This is a genomic window from Amycolatopsis sacchari (assembly GCF_900114035.1).
GTDB classification, from domain to species: Bacteria; Actinomycetota; Actinomycetes; order Mycobacteriales; family Pseudonocardiaceae; genus Amycolatopsis_E; species Amycolatopsis_E sacchari.
Genome location: NZ_FORP01000002.1, coordinates 84,888 through 103,860, shown reverse-complemented (window position 1 = coordinate 103,860; position 18,973 = coordinate 84,888). Strand labels below are relative to the sequence as shown.

General features: G+C 71.0%; 18 protein-coding genes. 10 read left to right on the top strand and 8 right to left on the bottom strand.

The window, feature by feature from the left end:
* Positions 1 to 12 precede the first annotated feature (12 nt).
* Both BMZ92_RS04555 and BMZ92_RS04550 read right to left on the bottom strand, forming a co-directional pair.
* Positions 13 to 657, bottom strand: coding sequence for a response regulator transcription factor (locus tag BMZ92_RS04555; RefSeq protein WP_091504448.1), 645 nt, complete (start codon positions 655 to 657; stop codon positions 13 to 15).
* Between the two features lies 1 nt (position 658).
* The gene (locus tag BMZ92_RS04550; RefSeq protein WP_245782897.1) at positions 659 to 1,891 is read right to left on the bottom strand and encodes a sensor histidine kinase; all 1,233 of its coding nucleotides are present in this window, start codon (positions 1,889 to 1,891) and stop codon (positions 659 to 661) included.
* A 136-nt stretch (positions 1,892 to 2,027) separates the two neighbouring features.
* Between BMZ92_RS04550 and BMZ92_RS04545 the strand changes: the two genes are divergently transcribed.
* Positions 2,028 to 3,092: an LLM class flavin-dependent oxidoreductase gene (locus BMZ92_RS04545; protein ID WP_091504446.1), complete on the top strand. Its 1,065-nt coding sequence runs from the start codon at positions 2,028 to 2,030 to the stop codon at positions 3,090 to 3,092.
* A 12-nt stretch (positions 3,093 to 3,104) separates the two neighbouring features.
* The gene (locus BMZ92_RS04540; RefSeq protein WP_091504445.1) at positions 3,105 to 4,448 is read left to right on the top strand and encodes an NtaA/DmoA family FMN-dependent monooxygenase; all 1,344 of its coding nucleotides are present in this window, start codon (positions 3,105 to 3,107) and stop codon (positions 4,446 to 4,448) included.
* A gap of 147 nt (positions 4,449 to 4,595) precedes the next feature.
* On the opposite strand, the gene BMZ92_RS04535 is transcribed toward BMZ92_RS04540, so the two are convergent.
* From BMZ92_RS04535 to BMZ92_RS04525, 3 genes are read right to left on the bottom strand one after another with little or no spacing between them, the layout of a single operon-like run.
* Positions 4,596 to 4,808: a hypothetical protein gene (locus tag BMZ92_RS04535; protein WP_091504444.1), complete on the bottom strand. Its 213-nt coding sequence runs from the start codon at positions 4,806 to 4,808 to the stop codon at positions 4,596 to 4,598.
* Positions 4,809 to 4,816: 8 nt separating this feature from the next.
* The gene (locus BMZ92_RS04530; RefSeq protein WP_091504443.1) at positions 4,817 to 5,923 is read right to left on the bottom strand and encodes a fatty acid desaturase family protein; all 1,107 of its coding nucleotides are present in this window, start codon (positions 5,921 to 5,923) and stop codon (positions 4,817 to 4,819) included.
* 11 nt (positions 5,924 to 5,934) lie between these two features.
* The gene (locus BMZ92_RS04525; protein ID WP_091504442.1) at positions 5,935 to 6,927 is read right to left on the bottom strand and encodes a ferredoxin reductase; all 993 of its coding nucleotides are present in this window, start codon (positions 6,925 to 6,927) and stop codon (positions 5,935 to 5,937) included.
* Between the two features lie 39 nt (positions 6,928 to 6,966).
* Here BMZ92_RS04525 and BMZ92_RS04520 point away from each other — a divergent pair, with 39 nt between their 5' ends.
* From BMZ92_RS04520 to BMZ92_RS04505, 4 genes are all read left to right on the top strand, one after another.
* Positions 6,967 to 7,641, top strand: coding sequence for a TetR family transcriptional regulator (locus tag BMZ92_RS04520; protein ID WP_091504819.1), 675 nt, complete (start codon positions 6,967 to 6,969; stop codon positions 7,639 to 7,641).
* A 72-nt stretch (positions 7,642 to 7,713) separates the two neighbouring features.
* Positions 7,714 to 8,817, top strand: a complete 1,104-nt coding sequence (locus BMZ92_RS04515; protein ID WP_091504441.1) for an NAD(P) transhydrogenase subunit alpha — start codon at positions 7,714 to 7,716, stop codon at positions 8,815 to 8,817.
* Positions 8,817 to 9,113, top strand: coding sequence for an NAD(P) transhydrogenase subunit alpha part 2 (locus tag BMZ92_RS04510; protein WP_091504440.1), 297 nt, complete (start codon positions 8,817 to 8,819; stop codon positions 9,111 to 9,113). The genes BMZ92_RS04515 and BMZ92_RS04510 overlap by 1 nt, the downstream gene beginning before the upstream one ends.
* Complete coding sequence (locus tag BMZ92_RS04505; RefSeq protein ID WP_091504439.1) at positions 9,106 to 10,488, top strand: NAD(P)(+) transhydrogenase (Re/Si-specific) subunit beta; 1,383 nt, start codon at positions 9,106 to 9,108, stop codon at positions 10,486 to 10,488. The genes BMZ92_RS04510 and BMZ92_RS04505 overlap by 8 nt, the downstream gene beginning before the upstream one ends.
* Positions 10,489 to 10,491: 3 nt before the next feature.
* Here BMZ92_RS04505 and BMZ92_RS04500 read toward each other — a convergent pair whose 3' ends face one another.
* Positions 10,492 to 11,226, bottom strand: a complete 735-nt coding sequence (locus tag BMZ92_RS04500; protein ID WP_177228542.1) for a histone-like nucleoid-structuring protein Lsr2 — start codon at positions 11,224 to 11,226, stop codon at positions 10,492 to 10,494.
* 83 nt (positions 11,227 to 11,309) lie between these two features.
* Between BMZ92_RS04500 and BMZ92_RS04495 the strand changes: the two genes are divergently transcribed.
* Positions 11,310 to 12,704, top strand: coding sequence for a dihydrolipoyl dehydrogenase family protein (locus BMZ92_RS04495; RefSeq protein WP_091504438.1), 1,395 nt, complete (start codon positions 11,310 to 11,312; stop codon positions 12,702 to 12,704).
* Between the two features lie 3 nt (positions 12,705 to 12,707).
* On the opposite strand, the gene BMZ92_RS38010 is transcribed toward BMZ92_RS04495, so the two are convergent.
* Positions 12,708 to 14,594, bottom strand: a complete 1,887-nt coding sequence (locus BMZ92_RS38010; RefSeq protein WP_091504437.1) for a hypothetical protein — start codon at positions 14,592 to 14,594, stop codon at positions 12,708 to 12,710.
* Between the two features lie 177 nt (positions 14,595 to 14,771).
* Between BMZ92_RS38010 and BMZ92_RS04485 the strand changes: the two genes are divergently transcribed.
* From BMZ92_RS04485 to BMZ92_RS04475, 3 genes are all read left to right on the top strand, one after another.
* A complete protein-coding gene (locus BMZ92_RS04485; RefSeq protein ID WP_091504436.1) occupies positions 14,772 to 16,220 on the top strand; it encodes a S8 family serine peptidase in 1,449 nt (482 codons plus the stop codon).
* A 194-nt stretch (positions 16,221 to 16,414) separates the two neighbouring features.
* On the top strand, positions 16,415 to 16,918 hold the full coding sequence (locus BMZ92_RS04480; protein ID WP_091504435.1) for a DUF3145 domain-containing protein: 504 nt from the start codon (positions 16,415 to 16,417) through the stop codon (positions 16,916 to 16,918).
* A gap of 141 nt (positions 16,919 to 17,059) precedes the next feature.
* Complete coding sequence (locus BMZ92_RS04475; RefSeq protein ID WP_245782896.1) at positions 17,060 to 17,656, top strand: hypothetical protein; 597 nt, start codon at positions 17,060 to 17,062, stop codon at positions 17,654 to 17,656.
* 46 nt (positions 17,657 to 17,702) lie between these two features.
* On the opposite strand, the gene BMZ92_RS04470 is transcribed toward BMZ92_RS04475, so the two are convergent.
* On the bottom strand, positions 17,703 to 18,950 hold the full coding sequence (locus BMZ92_RS04470) for a beta-ketoacyl-[acyl-carrier-protein] synthase family protein (RefSeq protein ID WP_091504434.1): 1,248 nt from the start codon (positions 18,948 to 18,950) through the stop codon (positions 17,703 to 17,705).
* Positions 18,951 to 18,973 lie beyond the last annotated feature (23 nt).

The following is an 18,973-nucleotide window of genomic DNA, read 5'->3' as shown; positions in this document are numbered from 1 at the left end:
GCCCCCACCGTATTACGGATCCAGGTACCGCAGCACGGCGAGCACGCGCCGGTTGTCCTCTTCGGACGGTGGCAGGCCGAGCTTGTCGAACAGCCGCGTGACGTACTTCTCCACCGAGCCGCCCGAAAGGTGCAGCTTCGCCGCGATCGCGCCGTTCGACCGGCCCTCCGCCATCAGCGCGAGCACGTCGCGTTCCCGGTCGGTGAGCCGCGCCAGCGCGTCCGACCTGCGGGCGGCGCCGAACAGCTGGCTCACCACCTCGGGGTCGAGCACGGTTTCCCCGGCGGCGACCCGGCGCAGCGCGTCGAGGAACTCCGCCACGTCGGCCACCCGGTCCTTGAGGAGGTAGCCCACGCCGCCCGCGCGGTCGGCCAGCAGTTCGGCGGCGTAGGACGTCTCGACGTACTGGGAGAACAGCAGCACCGCCGTGCGCGGGTTCTCCCGGCGGAGTTCGAGCGCGGCACGCAACCCCTCGTCGGTGAACCCCGGTGGCATCCTGATGTCCACTATGGACACATCGGGCCGGTGTTCCCGCACCGCCCTGCGGAGCGACTCGGCCTCCTTGACCTCGTCGACGACCTCGTGGCCCCGCAACGTCAGCAGTTCCACCAGCCCGGCCCGCAGGATCGCCGAATCCTCCGCCACCACGATGCGCATGTCAGCCCCCCGCCGGTATTCGCGCCGTGATCACCGTAGGACCACCGAGCGGGCTCGCGATGTCCAGGTGCCCGTCGACGGTACCGACGCGCTCGGCCACCCCGGCGAGCCCGCCGCCGGGCGACAGCCGCGCGCCGCCTTCGCCCTCGTCGGACACCACCAGCCGCACCACGCCGTCCGGTGCCGTCAGCTCGACGTGCACGACCGGCGCGTGGCCGTGTTTGACCGCGTTCGTCAGCAGTTCCGCGGCGCTGAAGTACAGCAGGGTCTCCAGCGCGGGCGACGGGCGGTCGGGCAGGTCCACGTGCAGCCGCACGTCGACGGCGCTGCGGGCGGCGAGCGTGGTGAGCGCGACCTCGAGCCCGGCGTCGAGCGCGGGCGGCCGGATGCCGCGGGCGAGGTCGCGCAGCTCGGTCAGCGCCTGCTTCGCCTCACCGTGGGCGGCGCCCACGAGCCTGCGCAGGGTGGCGACGTCGGTGTCCTCGCGCGCCAGCTCGTCGCGGGCGAGCCCGAGTTTCATCGCCAGCGCGACGAGCTGCGCCTGCGCCCCGTCGTGCAGGTCGCGCTCGATGCGCCGCAGCCGGGTCGTCGCGTCGTCCATGACCTCCGCGCGGCTCTGTTCGAGGTCGCGAACCCGCTCGGTGAGGCTCCTCGGCCCGAGCAGGCTCACCACGAGTGCGCGGTCGAGGCTGGTCAGCCCGTGCAGCAGCCACGGCGTCGCGAGCAGGAGTGCCGCGCCGGCGAGCGCGAACGGCAGGGACGCGAACCACGTGGAGAACCTGAGGTCGGTCAGCGGCAGCAGGCTGCCCCTCGTGGCACCCCAGTACAGCGGGTAGGTCAGCGCCAGCAGCCCGTACCCCAGCAGCGTCACGGCGACCGTGAGGTTCACGAACGACAGCGGCAGGCGCACGAGCAGGTAGCCGAAGGTGCGCCGGGCGACGCGGTCGCGGAGGCGGGCACGGAGGCTCCGCAGCGGAGGCGGCGGGTCGGCGACCGTCACGCCGAGCAGCCGCCGCGCGAGCCGCCGGTGCAGGCCGCCGAGGTCGCGCACGGCGTCGAGCACCCCGGCCAGCAGCAGCACGCCGAGGAACACCGGGGACAGCAGGGTGCCCAGCACGAGCCCGGCGGCCAGCACCACCACGCACACGAGCGTGGGGAGGAACGGCATCAGCGCCCACAGCAGTTCTTTCGCGAACACCCTGGTGAAGGGTGCGGTGAGCAGGCGGCGGTTCACCACCCCAGCTTGCCCGGGCGGTGCGGGCCGGGCCATCCGGTTTCCCCTACCCCTTCCCACTCCGTGGACCGGGGAAATAGGCGCCGGGGGCATTCGTTTGAACCGGTGATGGCGCCTCCGGCGAAAGGAACAGGGCATGTCGCAGAGTCTTCGTCTCGCCGTCGCACTCGACGGGGCCGGCTGGCACCCGGCCGCCTGGCGGGAACCGGACGCCCGGCCCGCTGAGCTGTTCACCGCGGGGTACTGGGCGGACCTCGCGGCGGAGGCCGAGCGCGGGCTGCTCGACTTCGTCACGATCGAGGATTCGCTCAGCCCGCAGACGGACCGGACCGACCGGGTGCAGGGCAGGCTCGACGCCGTTCTCATCGCTTCGCGGGTGGCGCCGTTGACGCGGCACGTCGGGTTCGTACCGACGGTTCTCGCGACACACACCGAGCCGTTCCACATCTCGAAGGCCATCGCGACGCTCGACTACGTCAGCAGCGGTCGCGGGGGCGTGCGGGTGCGGGTGTCGGCTTCGCAGGCCGAGGCCGGCCACTTCGGCCGTCGCGAGGTGCTCTCGCGCGAGGACCTGTTCGACGAGGCCGCCGACTACGTGGAGGTGGTGCGGCGGTTGTGGGACAGCTGGGAGGACGACGCGGAGATCCGCGACGTGGCGACCGGCCGGTTCATCGACCGGGACAAGCTGCACTACATCGATTTCGAGGGCCGGTTCTTCAGCGTGAAGGGGCCGTCGATCACGCCGCGTCCGCCGCAGGGCCAGCCGCCCGTGGCGGTGCTCGCGCACGTACCGGTCGCCTACCGGCTGGCCGAGCGCGGCGCCGACCTGGTGTTCGTCACCGAGCGGGACGCGCCGGTCGAGGGGCCGCTCGTGTTCGCGGATCTGGTGGTGTTCCTGGACGAAACCGAACAGGCGGCACGGGACCGCAAGGCGCGCTTGGACGACGTGGCAGGGGACGAGTACACCTCCGACGCGGAGATCTTCGTGGGGACACCGGCACAGCTCGCGGACCACCTGCTCGGCTGGGGTGTCTCGCGGTTCCGGCTGCGGCCGGGTGCGGTTCCCCACGACCTGACCGCGATCACGCGCGGGCTGGTGCCCGAACTCCAGCAGTGCGGCGTTTTCCGCCGTTCCTACGAAGCGAACACGTTGCGGGGCCTGCTGGGCCTCGACCGTCCGGCCAACCGCTACGCCGCCTGAGGGAGTTCCGACATGACGAAGCAGATCCACCTGGCCGCGCACTTCCCGGGGGTCAACAACACGACGGTGTGGAGTGATCCGGAGGCGGGCAGCCACATCGAGTTCAGTTCGTTCGTGCACCTGGCGCAGACGGCGGAGCGGGCGAAGTTCGACTTCTTCTTCCTCGCCGAGGGGCTGCGGTTGCGGGAGCAGGGCGGGAAGATCTACGACCTGGACGTGGTCGGCCGTCCCGACACCTTCACCGTGCTGGCGGCGCTCGCGGCGGTGACCGAGCGGCTGGGCCTGACGGGCACGATCAACTCGACGTTCAACGAGCCGTACGAGGTGGCGCGGCAGTTCGCGAGCCTGGACCACCTGTCCGCCGGCCGGGCGGGCTGGAACGTGGTGACGTCGTGGGACGCGTTCACGGGCGAGAACTTCCGGCGTGGCGGCTTCCTGCCGGAGGACCAGCGGTACGTTCGGGCGAAGCGGTTCCTGGAGACCGCGGGGGAGCTGTTCGATTCGTGGCGTGACGGAGATGTCTTGGCGGACAAGGCATCCGGTCAGTTCCTCGCGCGCCCGGACGCCGGGGCGTTCGAGCGGCACGACGAGCAGTTCGACATCGCGGGCCGGTTCACCGTGCCGCGCGGTCCGCAGGGGCGTCCGGTGATCCTGCAGGCGGGGGACTCGGACGAGGGCCGTGAGTTCGCGGCGGCGACAGCGGAAGCCATCTTCACCCGGCACGGGACGAAGGAGGCCGGGCAGCAGTTCTACAGTGACGTCAAGGGCCGTCTGGCGCGTTATGGCCGGAAGCATTCGGACCTGGTGGTGCTCCCGGCGGCGACTTTCGTGCTGGGGGACACGGATGCGGAGGCGCAGGAACTCGCGGACGTGGTGCGGCACCAGCAGGTGAGCGGCCAGACGGCGATCAAGTTCCTGGAGCAGCTGTGGAACCGGGACCTGTCGGGCTACGACCCGGACGGCCCGCTCCCCGAGGTGGATCCGTTGGTGGGCGAGAACACGATCGCCAGGGGCCGGGCCAGCGTCCGCATGTACCGGGACCCGCTGGCGACGGCGAAGCAGTGGCGGGAACTGGCGGAGGCGAAGAACCTGTCGATCCGGGAACTGATCATCGAGGTGACCGGCAGGCAGAACTTCGTGGGGTCACCGGAAACCATCGCGGAAGCCATGAACGACCTGGTGCAGGCAGATGCTTGCGACGGTTTCATCCTGGTACCGCATGTCACCCCAGGGGGCCTGGACCCCTTCGCGGACAAGGTGGTGCCACTGCTCCAGGAACGGGGAGTCTTCCGGACGGACTACGAAGGAACGACACTACGAGACCACCTAGGCATCACAACACCAACGTCCCTTTAGGACAACGGAACCCGCCAACGAAAGCCGGCAGGACCCCCACCCCCGGCGATCCCCAGCCACTAAACGATCAAGGGGATGGGGCGGGGGTCTTCGGCAGGGCGTTCACGCCCGGTGGACCCTGGTCACTCGGCCGCCGGCAACCCAACTCTAGGTGGGGTCCGAGGGCTCCCGCTCTTCGTCCTTCCTGGCCCGTTGCGCTGCTTCGCGCATCTCGATCACCTCGGTCAGCCATTCTCCGGCTTCCCTGGCGACATCGCGGACGGCGCCGGTGACGATCGTGGCTATGCGGCCCACGTGGGTGGCCGCGCTTTCGGTCAGCACCTGCACCGTGTCCTTACCGCGCTCGAACTGTCCCACCATGTTCTCCCCTAGGCTGCCCGGAGTTCCGGCTCCAGCGTAGTGACCGGCTCCGGCTCCCGCTGCCCCGGAGAAGGCAACGCCAGCCGCACGATCTTCTTCGCCACGCTCCACAGCTGCCGCCGCAACGGGCCGGTGTTGTACGGCAGGCCGTACTTTTCGCAGATCCCGCGCACCTCGTCGGCGATCTGGGGGTAACGCCGCGCTGGGATGTCCGGGAACAGGTGGTGCTCGATCTGGTGCGACAGGTTCCCGGTGAGGATGTGGAACAGCTGCCCGCCGGTGATGTTCGCCGAGCCGAGGATCTGTCGCAGGTACCACTGCCCCCGCGTCTCGTTCTCCGTCTCCTCCTCGGTGAAGCTCTCCACGTCCGCCGGAAAATGACCGCAGAAGATGATCGCGAACGCCCACAGGTTGCGGACCAGGTTCGCCGACGCGTTGCCCACGAACGTCAGCGGCGCGAGCGGGCCCGTCAGCAGTGGGAACAGGATGTAGTCCTTCCCGATCTGCCGCGACGCCTTCCGCACCATCCGCCGGATCACCGGCACGTTCTCGGCCCACGTGCGTTCCCCGCGCACCACCCGGTCGAACTCCAGGTCGTGCAGCATCACGCCCCACTGGAAGATCACCGCCAGCAGCGCCGCGTACACCGGATTGCCCAGGTAGTACGGGTGCCACTTCTGCGCCGGGTCCATCCGCAGGATGCCGTAACCGATGTCGCGGTCCTTGTCGAGGATGTTCGTGTACGTGTGGTGGATGTAGTTGTGCGAGTGCCGCCAGTTCGCCGCCGGAGCGACCGTGTCCCACTCGAACTGCTGCGAGCTCAAGGCCGGGTCACGCGTCCAGTCGTACTGGCCGTGCATGACGTTGTGGCCGATCTCCATGTTGTCGAGGATCTTCGCCACCGAAAGCGCCGCGACCCCGGCGAGCCACGCGGGCGGGAAGTACATCAGCGCGCGGCCGGTGACCTCCAGCGCCCGCTGTGTCTTGATCACGTTCTGGATGTAGTCGACGTCGGCCTGGCCGAGGTCCTCGACGATCCGCTGCCGGATCGCGTCCAGCTCCCGGCCGAAAGCCTCGACCTGCGCGGGCGTCAGCCTGTCCTGCAAACCGGTCATGAGCGTTGCTCCTAACAGTTGATTTCGACGTCACCGACGGGCACGGACACGCACAACTGGATCTCTTCGTCCTCTTCGGCGGACAGCTCGCCGGACCGGGCGTCCCGCACCGTGCCGCGGGTCTTGACCTGCGTGCACGAGAAGCAGATGCCCATGCGGCAGCCGTGCTCCGGGCGCAGGCCCGCGGCCTCGGCCTGCTCCAGCAGGGCGTGCCCGGAGTTGCCGACCTCGACCCCGCTGCGCGAGAACCGCACGCGCCCGCCGGCTGCCCCGGTCCCCACCTCCAGTGTGAACTGTTCAGTGTGCACTTGTTCACCAAGAAGATCGCGCACGGCGTCCAGCAGGCGCACCGGACCGCACGCGTACGCCGCCGCTTCGGCGTGCCACGGCGCGACCGCCTCGACGTGGGCGGCGGAGAACCGCCCGCCGAGTCCGTGCCCGTCCACGACGCGCACGTTCTCCCGTGTCAGCGTGGAAAGCTCGTACGGCACGTCCCGCCCGTAGTGCAGGAACACCACCTCGCCCCGGTGCCCCTCGTCGACGAGCGTGCGCAGCATCGACAGCACCGGCGTGATCCCGCTTCCGCCGCTGATCAGCAACAACCGGTCCGGCCGGCGCTCGGGCAGGGTGAACCGTCCGTCCGGTTCGGACAGTCCCAGTACCAGACCCGGCTTCGCCTGGTGGTACAGGTACTGCGAAACCAGGCCGTCCCGCGCGATCGTGAACTCCAGCCCGTCCGAGTACTGCGAGTTGGCCGGGGAGTAACACCGCGTGCGCCGCACCCCGTCGATCTCGACCGTGACCCGCACGTGCTGCCCCGCGGTGAATCCCCGCCACGCCCGGCTCGGCCGCACTCGCAGCGTCACCGCGCGGGGCGTCCGGCGCACGCCCGTCACCTCGCCCCGGATCTCCCGCCGGACCAGCATCGGGTCGACCAGTTCGAGGTAGCGGTCCACGCCGTGTGGGGTGAGCAGCGCCTCGGCGAGCGATGCCAGCCTGCCCATCTGCCACACCTCCTTCAGTGAACGCCTGTACACTCAATGATGGCGGACAGCGCCGGAACGAGCAAGGCCGGGGGTCGTAAGGTGATCAGCGTGACGGCGGAACCGGCGACGCGCCACGAGCGCAAGGAACGCACTCGGCGGGCACTGCTCGACGCGGCACTGGGCCTGCTGGCCGACCGTGGTTTCGGCAGCCTGAGCCTGCGCGAGGTCACCAAGCGGGCGGGCATCGTGCCGACCGCGTTCTACCGGCATTTCGCCTCGATGGACGAGCTGGGCGTCGCGCTCGTCGAGGAGTCGATGCGCACGCTGCGCGACATGATCCGCTCGGCCCGCGCCGACCGGCGGGCGTCCAGCGACATCATCCGCGCTTCGGTGCAGACCCTCCACCAGCAGGTCCGGGCCCACGAGGACCACTTCCGCTTCCTCGTGCGCGAGCGGTACGGCGGATCGGGCGCGGTGTCCCGCGCGGTCGCGACCGAGCTGCGGCTGTTCTCCAGCGAGCTGGCCGTCGACCTCGCGCGGTTCCAATACCTGCGGGAATGGTCGAACGAGGACCTGCACATGATGGCCGAGCTGATCGTCACCGCGATGCAGGCGACCGTGCTCGACCTGCTCGAAGCCCGTCCCGGCGCGGACGAACGCATCGTCCGGACAGCCGAAAAGCGTCTGAAACTCATCACGCTCGGGGTGCCCGCCTGGCGCAGCAGGACTTGACCCCGTTCGCGGGACCCCCTTTGCTGTTACCACTTGGGTTGATCGCCCGGCTCCGTCAGGAGGTGGTTCAGCGTGGTCGGATCCGCACCTCTGACGGTGGGTGTCGTCCGCGAGTCGTTACCGGGGGAGCGGCGGGTCGCACTCGTCCCCCGGCTGGTCGACCGGCTGGTCCGGCGCGGGTTGCGCGTCGTCGTCGAACCCGGTGCCGGTGCGGGCGTGCTGCTCGCCGACTCCGTGTTCGAGCAGGCCGGTGCCGAGATCGGGGACGCGTGGCAGGCCGGCATAGTGCTCAAGGTCGCGCCGCCCACCGCGGACGAGGTGGCCAGGCTGAAACGCGGCGCCGTCCTGATCGGCTTCCTGAAACCGCTGTCCGATGTGGACGGCATCGCCGCACTCGACCGCGCCGGGGTGACCGCGTTCGCGGTCGAATCCATCCCGCGCATCACGCGCGCCCAGGCGATGGACGCCCTGTCCTCGCAGAGCAGCGTCGCCGGGTACCGGGCCGTACTCCTGGCCGCCGACCGGCTCATCCGCTTCTTCCCCATGCTCACCACCGCGGCCGGGACCGTGCCGCCTGCCAACGTGCTCGTGCTCGGCGCGGGCGTCGCGGGGCTCCAGGCGCTCGCGACGGCGAAACGGCTCGGCTCCCGCCCCACCGGCTACGACGTGCGGCCCGAGGTGGCCGACCAGGTCCGCTCGGTCGGCGCGAACTGGCTCGACCTCGGCATCGAAGCGGTCGGCGAAGGCGGCTATGCGCGCGAACTCACCGAGGAGGAACGCGCCGAACAGCAACGGAGGCTCACCGAAGCCATCACGCGGTTCGACGTCGTGATCACCACGGCGCTCGTCCCCGGCCGCAAGGCGCCGACGCTCGTCACGGAGGAAGCGGTGCGCGGCATGCCGGCGGGCGCCGTCGTCGTGGACCTCGCCGGGGAGTCCGGCGGCAACTGCGAACTGACCGAGCCGGGCAAGGACGTCGTCGTGCACGACGTCACCATCTGCTCCCCGCTGAACCTGCCCGCGGAAATGCCGGGCCACGCCAGCGAACTGTACGCGCGGAACCTGACCGAACTGGTCGAACTGCTGGTGGACGGCGACGGCGGGCTCGCGATCGACTTCGCCGACGAGATCGTCGCCGGTGCGTGCGTCGCCGGACGGGAAAGGGGAGCGGCCTGATGCTGGTGGAAAGCCTGGCGGTGCTCGTGCTCGCCGGATTCGTGGGTTTCACCGTGATCTCCAAGGTGCCCAACACCCTGCACACCCCGCTGATGTCCGGTACGAACGCCATCCACGGCATCGTGCTGCTCGGCGGGCTCGTCGTGCTCGGGCTCGGCGCCGACGGGGTGTTGAACAAGGTTCTGCTCGTGATCGCGATCGCGTTCGGCACCATCAACGTCGTCGGCGGGTTCCTCGTCACCGACCGGATGCTCGGGATGTTCAAGGGGCACAAGAAGGACGAGGCCGATGACTGATCTCATCGGCGTCCTCTACATCATCGCGTTCGCGTTGTTCATCTACGGCCTGATGGGGCTCACCGGCCCGCGCACCGCGGTGCGCGGCAACTGGATCGCCGCCGCGGGCATGGTCGTCGCGGTGGTCGCCACCCTGCTCACGCCGGGGATGAGCAACTGGGTCCTGATCGCGCTCGGCGTCTTGCTCGGCGCGCTCGTCGGCGTGCCGGCCGCGCGGCGCGTGAAGATGACGGCGATGCCGCAGATGGTCGCGTTGTTCAACGGCGTCGGCGGCGGGGCGGTGGCGCTCATCGCGTGGGTCGAGTTCCGCACCACGGACGGGTATTCGGACGAACCCCGCTACGTAGCCATCGCGTCGTTGTTCGCCGCGCTCATCGGTTCGGTGTCGTTCTGGGGTTCGCTCATCGCGTTCGGGAAACTGCAGGAGATCCTGCCGGGCAGGCCGATCACCCTGCGCTCACTGCAACAGCCGCTGAACATCGTTCTGCTGCTGGGTGCGGTCGGCTGCGGGGCAGCGGTGGTCGCGGGTGCGCACGCGGAACCGCTGATGATCGTGCTGCTGCTCGCCGCGGCCGTGCTCGGCGTGATGGTGGTGCTGCCGATCGGCGGCGCCGACATGCCCGTGGTCATCTCGCTGCTCAACGCCTTCACCGGGCTTTCGGCCGCGGCGATGGGGCTGGCGCTGGAGAACACCGCGCTCATCGTGGCCGGCATGATCGTCGGGGCGTCGGGCTCGATCCTGACGAACCTCATGGCCAAGGCGATGAACCGCTCGATTCCCGCGATCGTGGCGGGTGGGTTCGGCGGGACGACGGCGGTGACGGCCGGTTCCGGAGAGGTCCGTCCGGTCCGCAGCACCACCGCCGCCGACACCGCGATCCAGCTCGCCTACGCGAGCAAGGTCGTGGTCGTGCCCGGGTACGGCATGGCCGTCGCCCAGGCCCAGCACGCCGTCCGGGAAATGGCGCAGCTGCTGGAAGCCAAGGGCATTTCCGTCACCTACGCCATCCACCCCGTCGCCGGGCGCATGCCCGGCCACATGAACGTGCTGCTCGCCGAGGCCGACGTGCCCTACGAGCAGCTCAAGGAAATGGACGAGGTCAATTCCGAATTCCCGCAGACCGACGTCGCACTCGTGATCGGTGCGAACGACGTGACGAATCCCGCCGCCCGCAACGACCCCGGCTCACCCATTTACGGAATGCCGATCCTCGACGTCAGCGCGAGCCGCTCGGTCATCGTGCTGAAACGCTCGATGAGTTCCGGTTTCGCGGGAATCGACAACGACCTGTTCTACGAACCACGGACCACCATGCTCTTCGGCGACGCCAAGACCTCCGTCGGGGAGATCGTCGAAGAGCTGAAGAACCTGTAGAGCTCAGGCGCCCGCGCTGGAGAACACCACCGGCGGCGCCTTGCGGGTGGCGCGGCGCGGGGCCTTTTCCGTGGACGCGGCTTTCTTGGCCGCCGCGGGCTTCTTCGCGGTGGCCCTGGTGCCGGTCGATTTCGCGGCCGTGGACCGGGTGCCGCTCGATTTCGCGGTGGTCTTCGCGGCCGCGGAGCGGGTGCTCGTCGATTTCGCGGCGGCTTTCGTCGTCGTCGACTTCGTGGCGGCGGTCTTCGCACGCGATTTCGTGGCCGTGTTCTTGGCGGTGCTCTTGGCCGCCGTTTTGGCCGGGGCCTTCGCCGCCGTTTTCGCGGGGGCGGCCTTCTTGGTCGCGGCCGCCTTCTTCGCGGGAGCCGCCTTCTTCGCGGCGGCCGGCTTGGCCTTGCTCGCGGTGCTCTTCGCCGGCGCCGGCTTGGCGGCCGCCGCCGACTTGGCCGTGCTCCGCTTGCGGGTGGCGGGTTCGGCCGTTTTCGCCGTCGTGGTACGGGAAGCGGCGGGCTTCCTGCGACCGCGCGTGGGCGGCGCGAGCCGCCGCGGCTGGCGCTTGCGGCCACCGGTGCGGCGGCCGTGCTCGACGTAGCGGGCCAGGATCTCGCGCAGGTTCCCCGCGTTCTCGTCCGAGAGGTCGATGTCGTAGTCGACACCGTCCAGGCCGAACCGGACCTGCTCCTGGGCCGGCTCGCCGTTCAGGTCGTCCAGTAACTGCACCGCGGTGTTCTTGGCCACCGAAACCTCCCGTACTCGAAATGCTCCGCTGAGAATACCTTCTCGGGCTTGCGCCCGGCGCTTGCCTGGTGTGCGCTGTCCGCATGACCGAAGAGACTTTCGACGTGGTGGTCATCGGCGCGGGGCCGGTGGGGGAGAACGCGGCCGACCGCGCGGTGCGGGGCGGGCTGAAGACGGCGCTGGTGGAACACGAACGGTTCGGGGGCGAGTGCTCGTACTGGGCCTGCATCCCGAGCAAAGCTTTGTTGCGCCCCGGAAACGCGCTCGCCGCGGCCCGCAGGCTGCCGGGCGTGCCGGTGGGAGGTGCACTCGATCCGGCGAAGGTGTTCGAGCGCCGCGACTACTTCACCTCACGTGGTGACGACTCGGGACAGGTCGAGTGGGCGCGGGGCGCCGGCATCGAGGTCGTGCGCGGGCACGCGCGGATCACCGGTGAGCGAGAGGTCACAGTGGACGCTGAGCGCGTGCTGCGGGCGAACCACGCGATCGTGGTGTGCACGGGCAGCGTGCCGAGGACGCCGGACATCCCGGGCCTCGGCGAGATACCCGTTTGGGGTTCGCGTGAGGCGACGTCGGCGAGCGAGGTGCCGGCCCGGCTCGCGGTGCTGGGCGGTGGCGTGGTCGGCGTCGAGATGGCGCAGGCGTGGGCGCGCCTGGGGTCGCAGGTCGACCTGATCGTGAGCGGGCCGCGGCCGCTGCCGAGGTACCCGGAGTTCGCGGGAGATCTCGTGGTCGAGGGCCTGCGGGCGGACGGCGTGCGGGTGCACCTGGACTCGGGTCTGGTCAGGGCCTCCGAAGTGGACGGAGCGGCGAAGCTGGAGCTGACGGGCGGCGAGACGCTGACGGCGGACAAGCTGCTCGTCGCGACGGGCCGCCGTCCCACGACGGACGACATCGGGCTGGAGGCGGTCGGGCTGAAGCCGGGCAGCACCCTGACGGTGGACGACACGGGCCTGGTGTCCGAAGTGGAGGGAGGCTGGCTGTACGCCGCGGGTGACGTGACCGGCCGGGCGCCGCTGACCCACCAGGGCAAGTACGCGGCGCGCGCGGTCGGGGACGTGATCGCCGCACGGGCGGCGGGCGAGGTCGTGACGGGGGAGACGTGGAGTCAGTACACGAGCACGGCCGATCACCACGCCGTGCCGCAGGTGGTGTTCACGGATCCGGAGGTGGCCTCCGTCGGGTTGCCGGGGCCGGAGGAGGGCAAGCCGCACCGGGTGGTGGACATCGACATCGCGGTGGCGGGCTCGTCGCTGCACGCCGACGGGTACACGGGCAAGGCGCGGATCGTGGTGGACACGGAGCGGGAGGTGCTGGTGGGGGTCACGTTCGTCGGCCAGGACGTCTCGGACCTCCTCCACGCCGCGACGATCGCCATCGTGGGCGAGGTCCCGCTGCGCCGCCTGTGGCACGCGGTCCCCGCGTTCCCGACGATCAGCGAGGTGTGGCTGCGGTTGCTGGAGACGTACGGGCTTTAGCGGTCAAGGCATGCGGGCGGTGAGGGCGGCGTTGGCGGCGCGGAGGAGCCCGGGGTCGTCGGCGGTGGAGGGCTGGTCGAACCACGCGGCGAGGACCAGCCGCACCGCGGTGCCGTCTGCCGCGCTGACGTAGGCGGCAGCGTCGAAGTGCGGGGTGCGGGACCATTTGCCGGTCTCCGTGGCGAGGTCGGTGACGCTGCCGCCGCCGGGCGTGTCCGCGGCTTTCTTGAACGCTTTTGCCTTGGCGGAGTCCGGAAAGGCCACGACCGCCACGGAAACCGCCGCGGGTTTGCCGTCCACGGTGGCTTCGAAGCTCGCGCGGCGGAGGTCCACGCAGCCGCTGCGTTGCAGGCTCACCTGCAGATCGCCGACCGCGTGGGCCGCGCACTGCACGTCACGGGCGGCGGCGCGCTGGGCGAGCGGGATGCCGTTGACGACCTGCGCCGGCTGGGCGGGCGCGTCGTCGGCGCCGCTCGTCGTCGCGAACACGATGGCCGTCACGAGGAGCACCGCGAGCAACCCGATCGCGCCGAAGGGCAACCACCGCACGGTCCGTGACTTCTCCGGCACGGCGGCCCGCACGGGCACGGCGGCGGTGATGCGCGGAACGGGCGTGGTGACCTCGATCGGCCGCGGCGGCGGCACTTCGGCCCGCGCCTTCACCGGCGGCCGCGGCGGCGGGGCCATCTTCTCGGTGGCCGCGGAGGAGGCGAAGGTGCCTGGACCGCCGGGTGCCGCGGCTCCGGGTTCGGCCGGGGTGGTTCCGGCCAGGTGTGCTGCCTTGGTGGCGGTGGTTCCGGTTGGTGCGGGCGGTTTTCCGGGCTGCGTGGGGCCGCCTGGGGCCGACGGGTTTCTTGGTTCAGCCGCGATGGCGGCGACTACGTTCGGAGCGCTGATCCCCGGGGCGACCGACTTCTCCGGCGCACGGGGTGCTTCCGCGGCACCAGCCTTCGCGGCCGCACCAGCCGTCGAGTCAGCATTCTCTGCCGCGCCACCGGCCTGCCCGGCCGCGCCAGCCTTCGCCGCAGCAGCAGTCGCCGAGCCGCCAGCACCGGCCGCCGAGCCGCCAGCTTTCCCGGCCGCGCCCGTCCCGCCACCGGCCTTCCCCGCCGCAGCAGCAGTCGCCGAGACGCCAGCTGTCCCCACCGCCACGGCACCAGCCGTCCCCGCCGCAGCAGTCGCCCCGCCGCCAGCCTTCCTCGGTCCGGCCTTCCCCGGCCCGTCGAGCTTCTCCGTGGCTTCCGGGCTGTCCAGCTTCGTCGTCCGCTCCGGCTCTTCTCCCAGGCCCGCCCCGAAACCCTCCGCCCGCAACGCGTCATCCGAGATGGGTGGGGCTTCTGGGGCCAGTGCCTTCACCAGAGCGCGCGCCTGCGCCACCGAGCACGGCTCCGGTGCGGCCGCCAGCGAAATGGCCGCCGCGAGCATGTGCTTTCCCGTCGGGTGCAGGACCCGGACCGCGCCGGCGGCGTCCGCGGGTGGCTGGTCGACCTGGTCCACGTACGGCCCCACCGCGAGGATCGTCCCGATCGGCAGCGCCTCCGGCACCTTCGGCCGCAGGTGCTTCGCGATCGCCTCCGCGAGTTCCAGCTTCGGGGCGGCCGGGTTCACCGCCCGGTCCGGCGTCGCCACCGCCCAGCCGTCCGCCCGCCACGGTCCCGCGAGCGGCGCTTCCAGCTTCATCGCCGGTTCGGGCAGGTCCACCCCCAGCACGATCAGCACACCCCGCGGCAGCACGACGATCGCGTCGACGCTGCGGACCGACGGGATCGGCCGCGCCCCGACGAGTGCCACCCCGCCGACGACGGTCGCGCCCCGGCCGAGCGACGCGAGCGCCGCGCGGATGTCGTCGGCGACGCGCGACGGCTGTTGCCCGAGGCGGACGAGCCGCACCTGAACCTCCCCTGACGGTGGCTGCTGGCTGCCTACGCTAGCGCGCGGTGACGGCCGAATGGACCAGCAGTGTGAAAATCCCGGGCACTCTGCGCTTCTGTCTCAGCACAGCGTGACCGCCGTCACTCGACCGTGTGCTACTCGTTAGTACGGCCATCCGAGCTGAGGAGAAGCCGTATGCGCCGTAGCCCGTCTCCCCGCAAACGCTTGCCGGTTCTCGCCGCCGCGCTCGCACTACCCCTCGTCGCCCTCACGCCGCCCGCCTCGGCTGGCACCCTCGCCCCCGTCTCCGCCACCCTGGCGCCCCTGCTGTCCACGACCACGTCGCTGACCACCCTCGTCCACGCGACGGACGTGACCACCGCCGAACGCGCGGTCCGGCAAGCAGGCCTCACCGAGATCACGCGGTTCGCCAAGATCGGGGTCGTCGCCGCGCGAGGCTCCGCCGCTCAGGTCCGCGCCGTCCGGCAGATGCCGGGCGTCACCTACGTCGAGAACAACGACCCCCTCGTCGCCTACGGCAGCACCGGCACCACCGCGACGCGCAGCGCCGAAGCCCGCACCACCCTCACCGGGGCGAACGGCGCCGCGCTCGACGGCAGCGGGGTCTCGGTCGCGATCATCGACACCGGCGTCGACCCGACGCACCCGGCGTTCCAGGGGCGCGTGGTGCGCAATCTCAAGAGCCTCTGCACGAGCGGCACCGCCACGTCGTGCATCGTCGATGTGCCGACGAACGTCGACACCGACACCACCTCGCTCGGCGGCCACGGCACGCACGTCACCGGCATCGCCGCCGGGGCGGCCCTCACCCTGCCGGACGGCACCCGCGTGGGGGGCTCGGCGCCGGGCGCCAAGATCGTCGCGCTCTCGACCGGGCTCGCGATCCTCGTGCTGGGTACGGACTCCGCGCTGAACTGGGTGCTGGAGAACCACGCCGCGCCGTGCGGGGCGGGCGTGCCCGCGAGCGTCTGCCCACCCATCAAGGTGATCAACAACTCCTACGGGCCGAGCGGCGGCGGCAGCTTCGACCCGGACTCCGCCACGGTCCAGCTGCAGCGCGCACTGGCCGCGGAAGGCGTGGTCACGGTGTGGGCCAACGGAAACGACGGCGGCGACGGCAGCCAGAACCTGTCCAACCCGCCCGGCCAGGACCCGACACCCGGCGTGCTTTCCGTGGCCTCCTTCAACGATCAAGGCACCGGCACCCGCGACGGCACGGTTTCGGACTACTCGTCACGCGGCCTGGCGAGCGACTCCGCCACCTGGCCCGACATCTCCGCGCCGGGCGAGAACATCCTGTCCGCCTGCCGCCCGTACCTCGTGATCTGCGCGCAGGGCCTGCAGCCCGAGAACGGCCCCGGTCCGCTGGATCTGGGGACCTACAACGTGATCAGCGGAACCTCGATGGCAGCGCCGCAGATCACCGGGATCGTCGCGCAGCTGTTCCAGGCCAACCCCGCCGCGACACCGGCCGACATCGAGAACGCCCTCAAATCCACCGCGTACAAGTACTCCGACGGGGCCCCGTACGAGGCCCTCGGCCCCTACACTTCGGCGTACGACAAGGGCGCCGGACTCGTCGACACCGTGGCCGCCGCCCGGTCCCTGGGCGCCGCCGGGTAGCTGTCCGCGAGGGCACTGCCGCGGGCGTGGCAGTGCCCTCTACGGAAAGTGGCGTGTGCGACGCCTGAGGTTCATGTGGCCAAATGGGTGATCGCAGTGCACAATGTGCTCAAGCCACGCCATGGTTTTGCCGGCTCCCGAGGCTCGCGAGGTCGTAGGGGAAGACGCCCCTCGTCGAGTAGCGGAGGTCAGCAGTGAGCACCCGTGGAAACACCCGTGGTGTGGTGTACGTCCACTCGTCGCCGTCTGCGGTGTGTCCGCACGTCGAGTGGGCGATCTCGGGCACCCTAGGGACCCGAGTGGATCTGCAGTGGACGGCGCAGCCCGCCGCTCCGGGGCAGCTCCGTGCCGAGTGCAACTGGAGCGCGCCCGCGGGCACGGCGGCGAAGCTCGCCGCCGGGCTCAAGGCGTGGCCGATGCTGCGCTTCGAGGTCACGGAGGACCCGAGCCCCGGCGTCGACGGCGAGCGCTACTGCTACGCGCCCGGCCTCGGCCTGTGGCACGGCCGCACCAGCGCCAACGGCGACATCGTGGTCGGTGAGGACCAGTTGCGCGCCCTCGTGACCCAGGCCCGTGCGGGCGAAGCGTTCGCCCACAAGGTGGACGAGTTGCTGGCCACCAACTGGGACGAGGCGCTGGAACCGTTCCGGCACGCCGGCGACGGCGCTCCGGTGACGTGGCTGCACCGCGTGGGGTAGGCGCGTTTGCCGGGGTGGTGGCCGGGTGACGGGTGGGACAGCCGCGCGGAGCTGAGCCACTCAGCGACCGAATCCTGCCCGGCAGGCCCGAGGTGGGGAGAGGCGCGCGCGTAGTACGGCGTTAACCACTACGCTGCCGTTGTGTCAGCCGTGCCGGTACCGCCGAGTTCCCAGCGCTGGCTGCTGCCCGTCCTGGTCGTGGTCGTCTCGCTGATGGTCGGCGGTGGTCTGCTCGCGAGGGAGGTCTACCGCCTCCCCGAGTCGACGCCGGACGCCGTGATCGCGCTGCCCAGTTCCACCGCGCGCCCGGCGGCGGAACAGCCCGGCCCCGGCACGGTGGAGCTCACGCCCGACGCCGCCGCGCACCCGCAGCACGCGGTGATCTCCCAGCTGCTGCAGACCTACTTCGACGCGATCAACAGCCGCGACTACGACCAGTGGAAGACCACGGTCACCAGGGCCCGCATCCAGGCGAAACCGCGCGCGAGCTGGCTGGAGGACTACGACTCGACGAAGGACGGCAGCATCCTCGTGTACCGGATCGACGCCGTCACGGCCACGGACCTGCGCGTGCTGGTGGGCTTCACGAGCGTCCAGGACCCGACGGCCGCGCCCGCCGAGCTGCCCGATGCGACCTGCGTGCACTGGAAGCTCGGCCTGCCCGTGGCACTGGAGCAGGGCCACTGGCGCGTGGACGCCGTCGCCGGGTACACGACCCCCGAGATGTCCCGCTGCTGAAAAAGGCCGGCTCCCCCGTGGGGAACCGGCCTTTCTCGAGAACCAGCTACGCGGCGGTGAACAGCAGCGCCGTGTTGTGGCCGCCGAAGCCGAACGAGTTGCTGACGGCCGCGGTGAAGTCGCCCTTGCGGGGCTCACCGGACACCACGTCCAGGTCGACCTTCGGGTCCTGGTTCTCCAGGTTCAGCGTCGCGGGGACGATGCCGTGGTAGATCGCGAGCAGCGTCGCGATGCCCTCGACCGCACCGGCGCCGCCGACGAGGTGGCCGAGCGCGCCCTTCGGCGCCGTCACCACGGGGTGCGAGCCGATGGCCTTGCGGATCGCGTTCGCCTCGCCGATGTCGCCGACGACGGTGGCGGTGGCGTGCGCGTTGACGTGCTGGACGTCCTCCGCGGTCAGCCCCGCCATCCGGATGGCGTTGGTCATGGCCGCGACCTGGCCGATGCCCTCCGGGTGGTTGCCGGTGATGTGGTAGGCGTCCGAGGTGATCCCGTAGCCCGCGAGCCTGCCGTAGATCTTCGCCCCGCGGGCGCGCGCGTGGTCCTCGCGCTCGAGGACCACGACACCGGCGCCCTCGCCGAGGACGAACCCGTCACGCGCGGCGTCGAACGGGCGCGACGCGTGCTCGGGGTCGTCGTTGTTCGTGGAAACCGTGCGGGCCTGGGCGAAACCGGCGATGGTGATGGGGTGGATGCAGGACTCCGCGCCCCCGGCCACCACGACGTCGGCGCGGCCGTTCTGGATCATCTGGTACCCGTTGGCGATGCCCTCCGCACCGGAGGCGCACGCCGACGCGGGCGCGTGCACTCCGGCGCGGGCCTTCAGCTCGATGCTGACGTGAGCCGCGGGGCCGTTGGGCATCAGCATGGGCACGGTCAGCGGCGACACCTTGCGGATGCCGTGCTCCTCCAGCAGGTCGTCCTGGTTCAGCAGGGTGACCGGGCCGCCGATGCCGGTGCCGATGGACACGCCGAGCCGCTCGGGCTCGACGTCGCTGTGCTCGTCCGTCGGCTCGGTGAACCCGGCGTCCGCCCACGCCTGCCGCGCGGCGATGATCGCGATCTGCTCACACCGGTCGAGCCTGCGTGCCTGCACGCGCGGAAGCGTCTCCGTCGGTTCCTCGGCGAGAGTCGCACCGATCTTCACCGGCAGGTCGAACCGCTCGACCCAGTCGGCCTCGATGCGCCGGATGCCGCTGCGGCCGGCGAGCAGGCCGTCCCACGTGGACGCGACGTCCCCGCCGAGCGGCGTGGTGGCACCCAGCCCGGTGATCACGACGTCGATGTTGCTCATGTGGACCTCTCCCCGAGGAATCG

Bases quoted from the DNA above. Each gene is read 5' to 3' on its own strand.
- BMZ92_RS04470 (WP_091504434.1), bottom strand. From the start codon at position 18,950: ATGAGCAACATCGACGTCGTGATCACCGGGCTGGGTGCCACCACGCCG.
- BMZ92_RS04525 (WP_091504442.1), bottom strand. From the start codon at position 6,927: ATGGGCAGGCTGGCATCGCTCGCCGAGGCGCTGCTCACCCCACACGGC.
- BMZ92_RS04545 (WP_091504446.1), top strand. From the start codon at position 2,028: ATGTCGCAGAGTCTTCGTCTCGCCGTCGCACTCGACGGGGCCGGCTGG.
- BMZ92_RS04540 (WP_091504445.1), top strand. From the start codon at position 3,105: ATGACGAAGCAGATCCACCTGGCCGCGCACTTCCCGGGGGTCAACAAC.
- BMZ92_RS04535 (WP_091504444.1), bottom strand. From the start codon at position 4,808: ATGGTGGGACAGTTCGAGCGCGGTAAGGACACGGTGCAGGTGCTGACC.
- BMZ92_RS04520 (WP_091504819.1), top strand. From the start codon at position 6,967: ATGGCGGACAGCGCCGGAACGAGCAAGGCCGGGGGTCGTAAGGTGATC.
- BMZ92_RS04485 (WP_091504436.1), top strand. From the start codon at position 14,772: ATGCGCCGTAGCCCGTCTCCCCGCAAACGCTTGCCGGTTCTCGCCGCC.
- BMZ92_RS04495 (WP_091504438.1), top strand. From the start codon at position 11,310: ATGACCGAAGAGACTTTCGACGTGGTGGTCATCGGCGCGGGGCCGGTG.
- BMZ92_RS04530 (WP_091504443.1), bottom strand. From the start codon at position 5,923: ATGACCGGTTTGCAGGACAGGCTGACGCCCGCGCAGGTCGAGGCTTTC.
- BMZ92_RS04555 (WP_091504448.1), bottom strand. From the start codon at position 657: ATGCGCATCGTGGTGGCGGAGGATTCGGCGATCCTGCGGGCCGGGCTG.
- BMZ92_RS04505 (WP_091504439.1), top strand. From the start codon at position 9,106: ATGACTGATCTCATCGGCGTCCTCTACATCATCGCGTTCGCGTTGTTC.
- BMZ92_RS04510 (WP_091504440.1), top strand. From the start codon at position 8,817: ATGCTGGTGGAAAGCCTGGCGGTGCTCGTGCTCGCCGGATTCGTGGGT.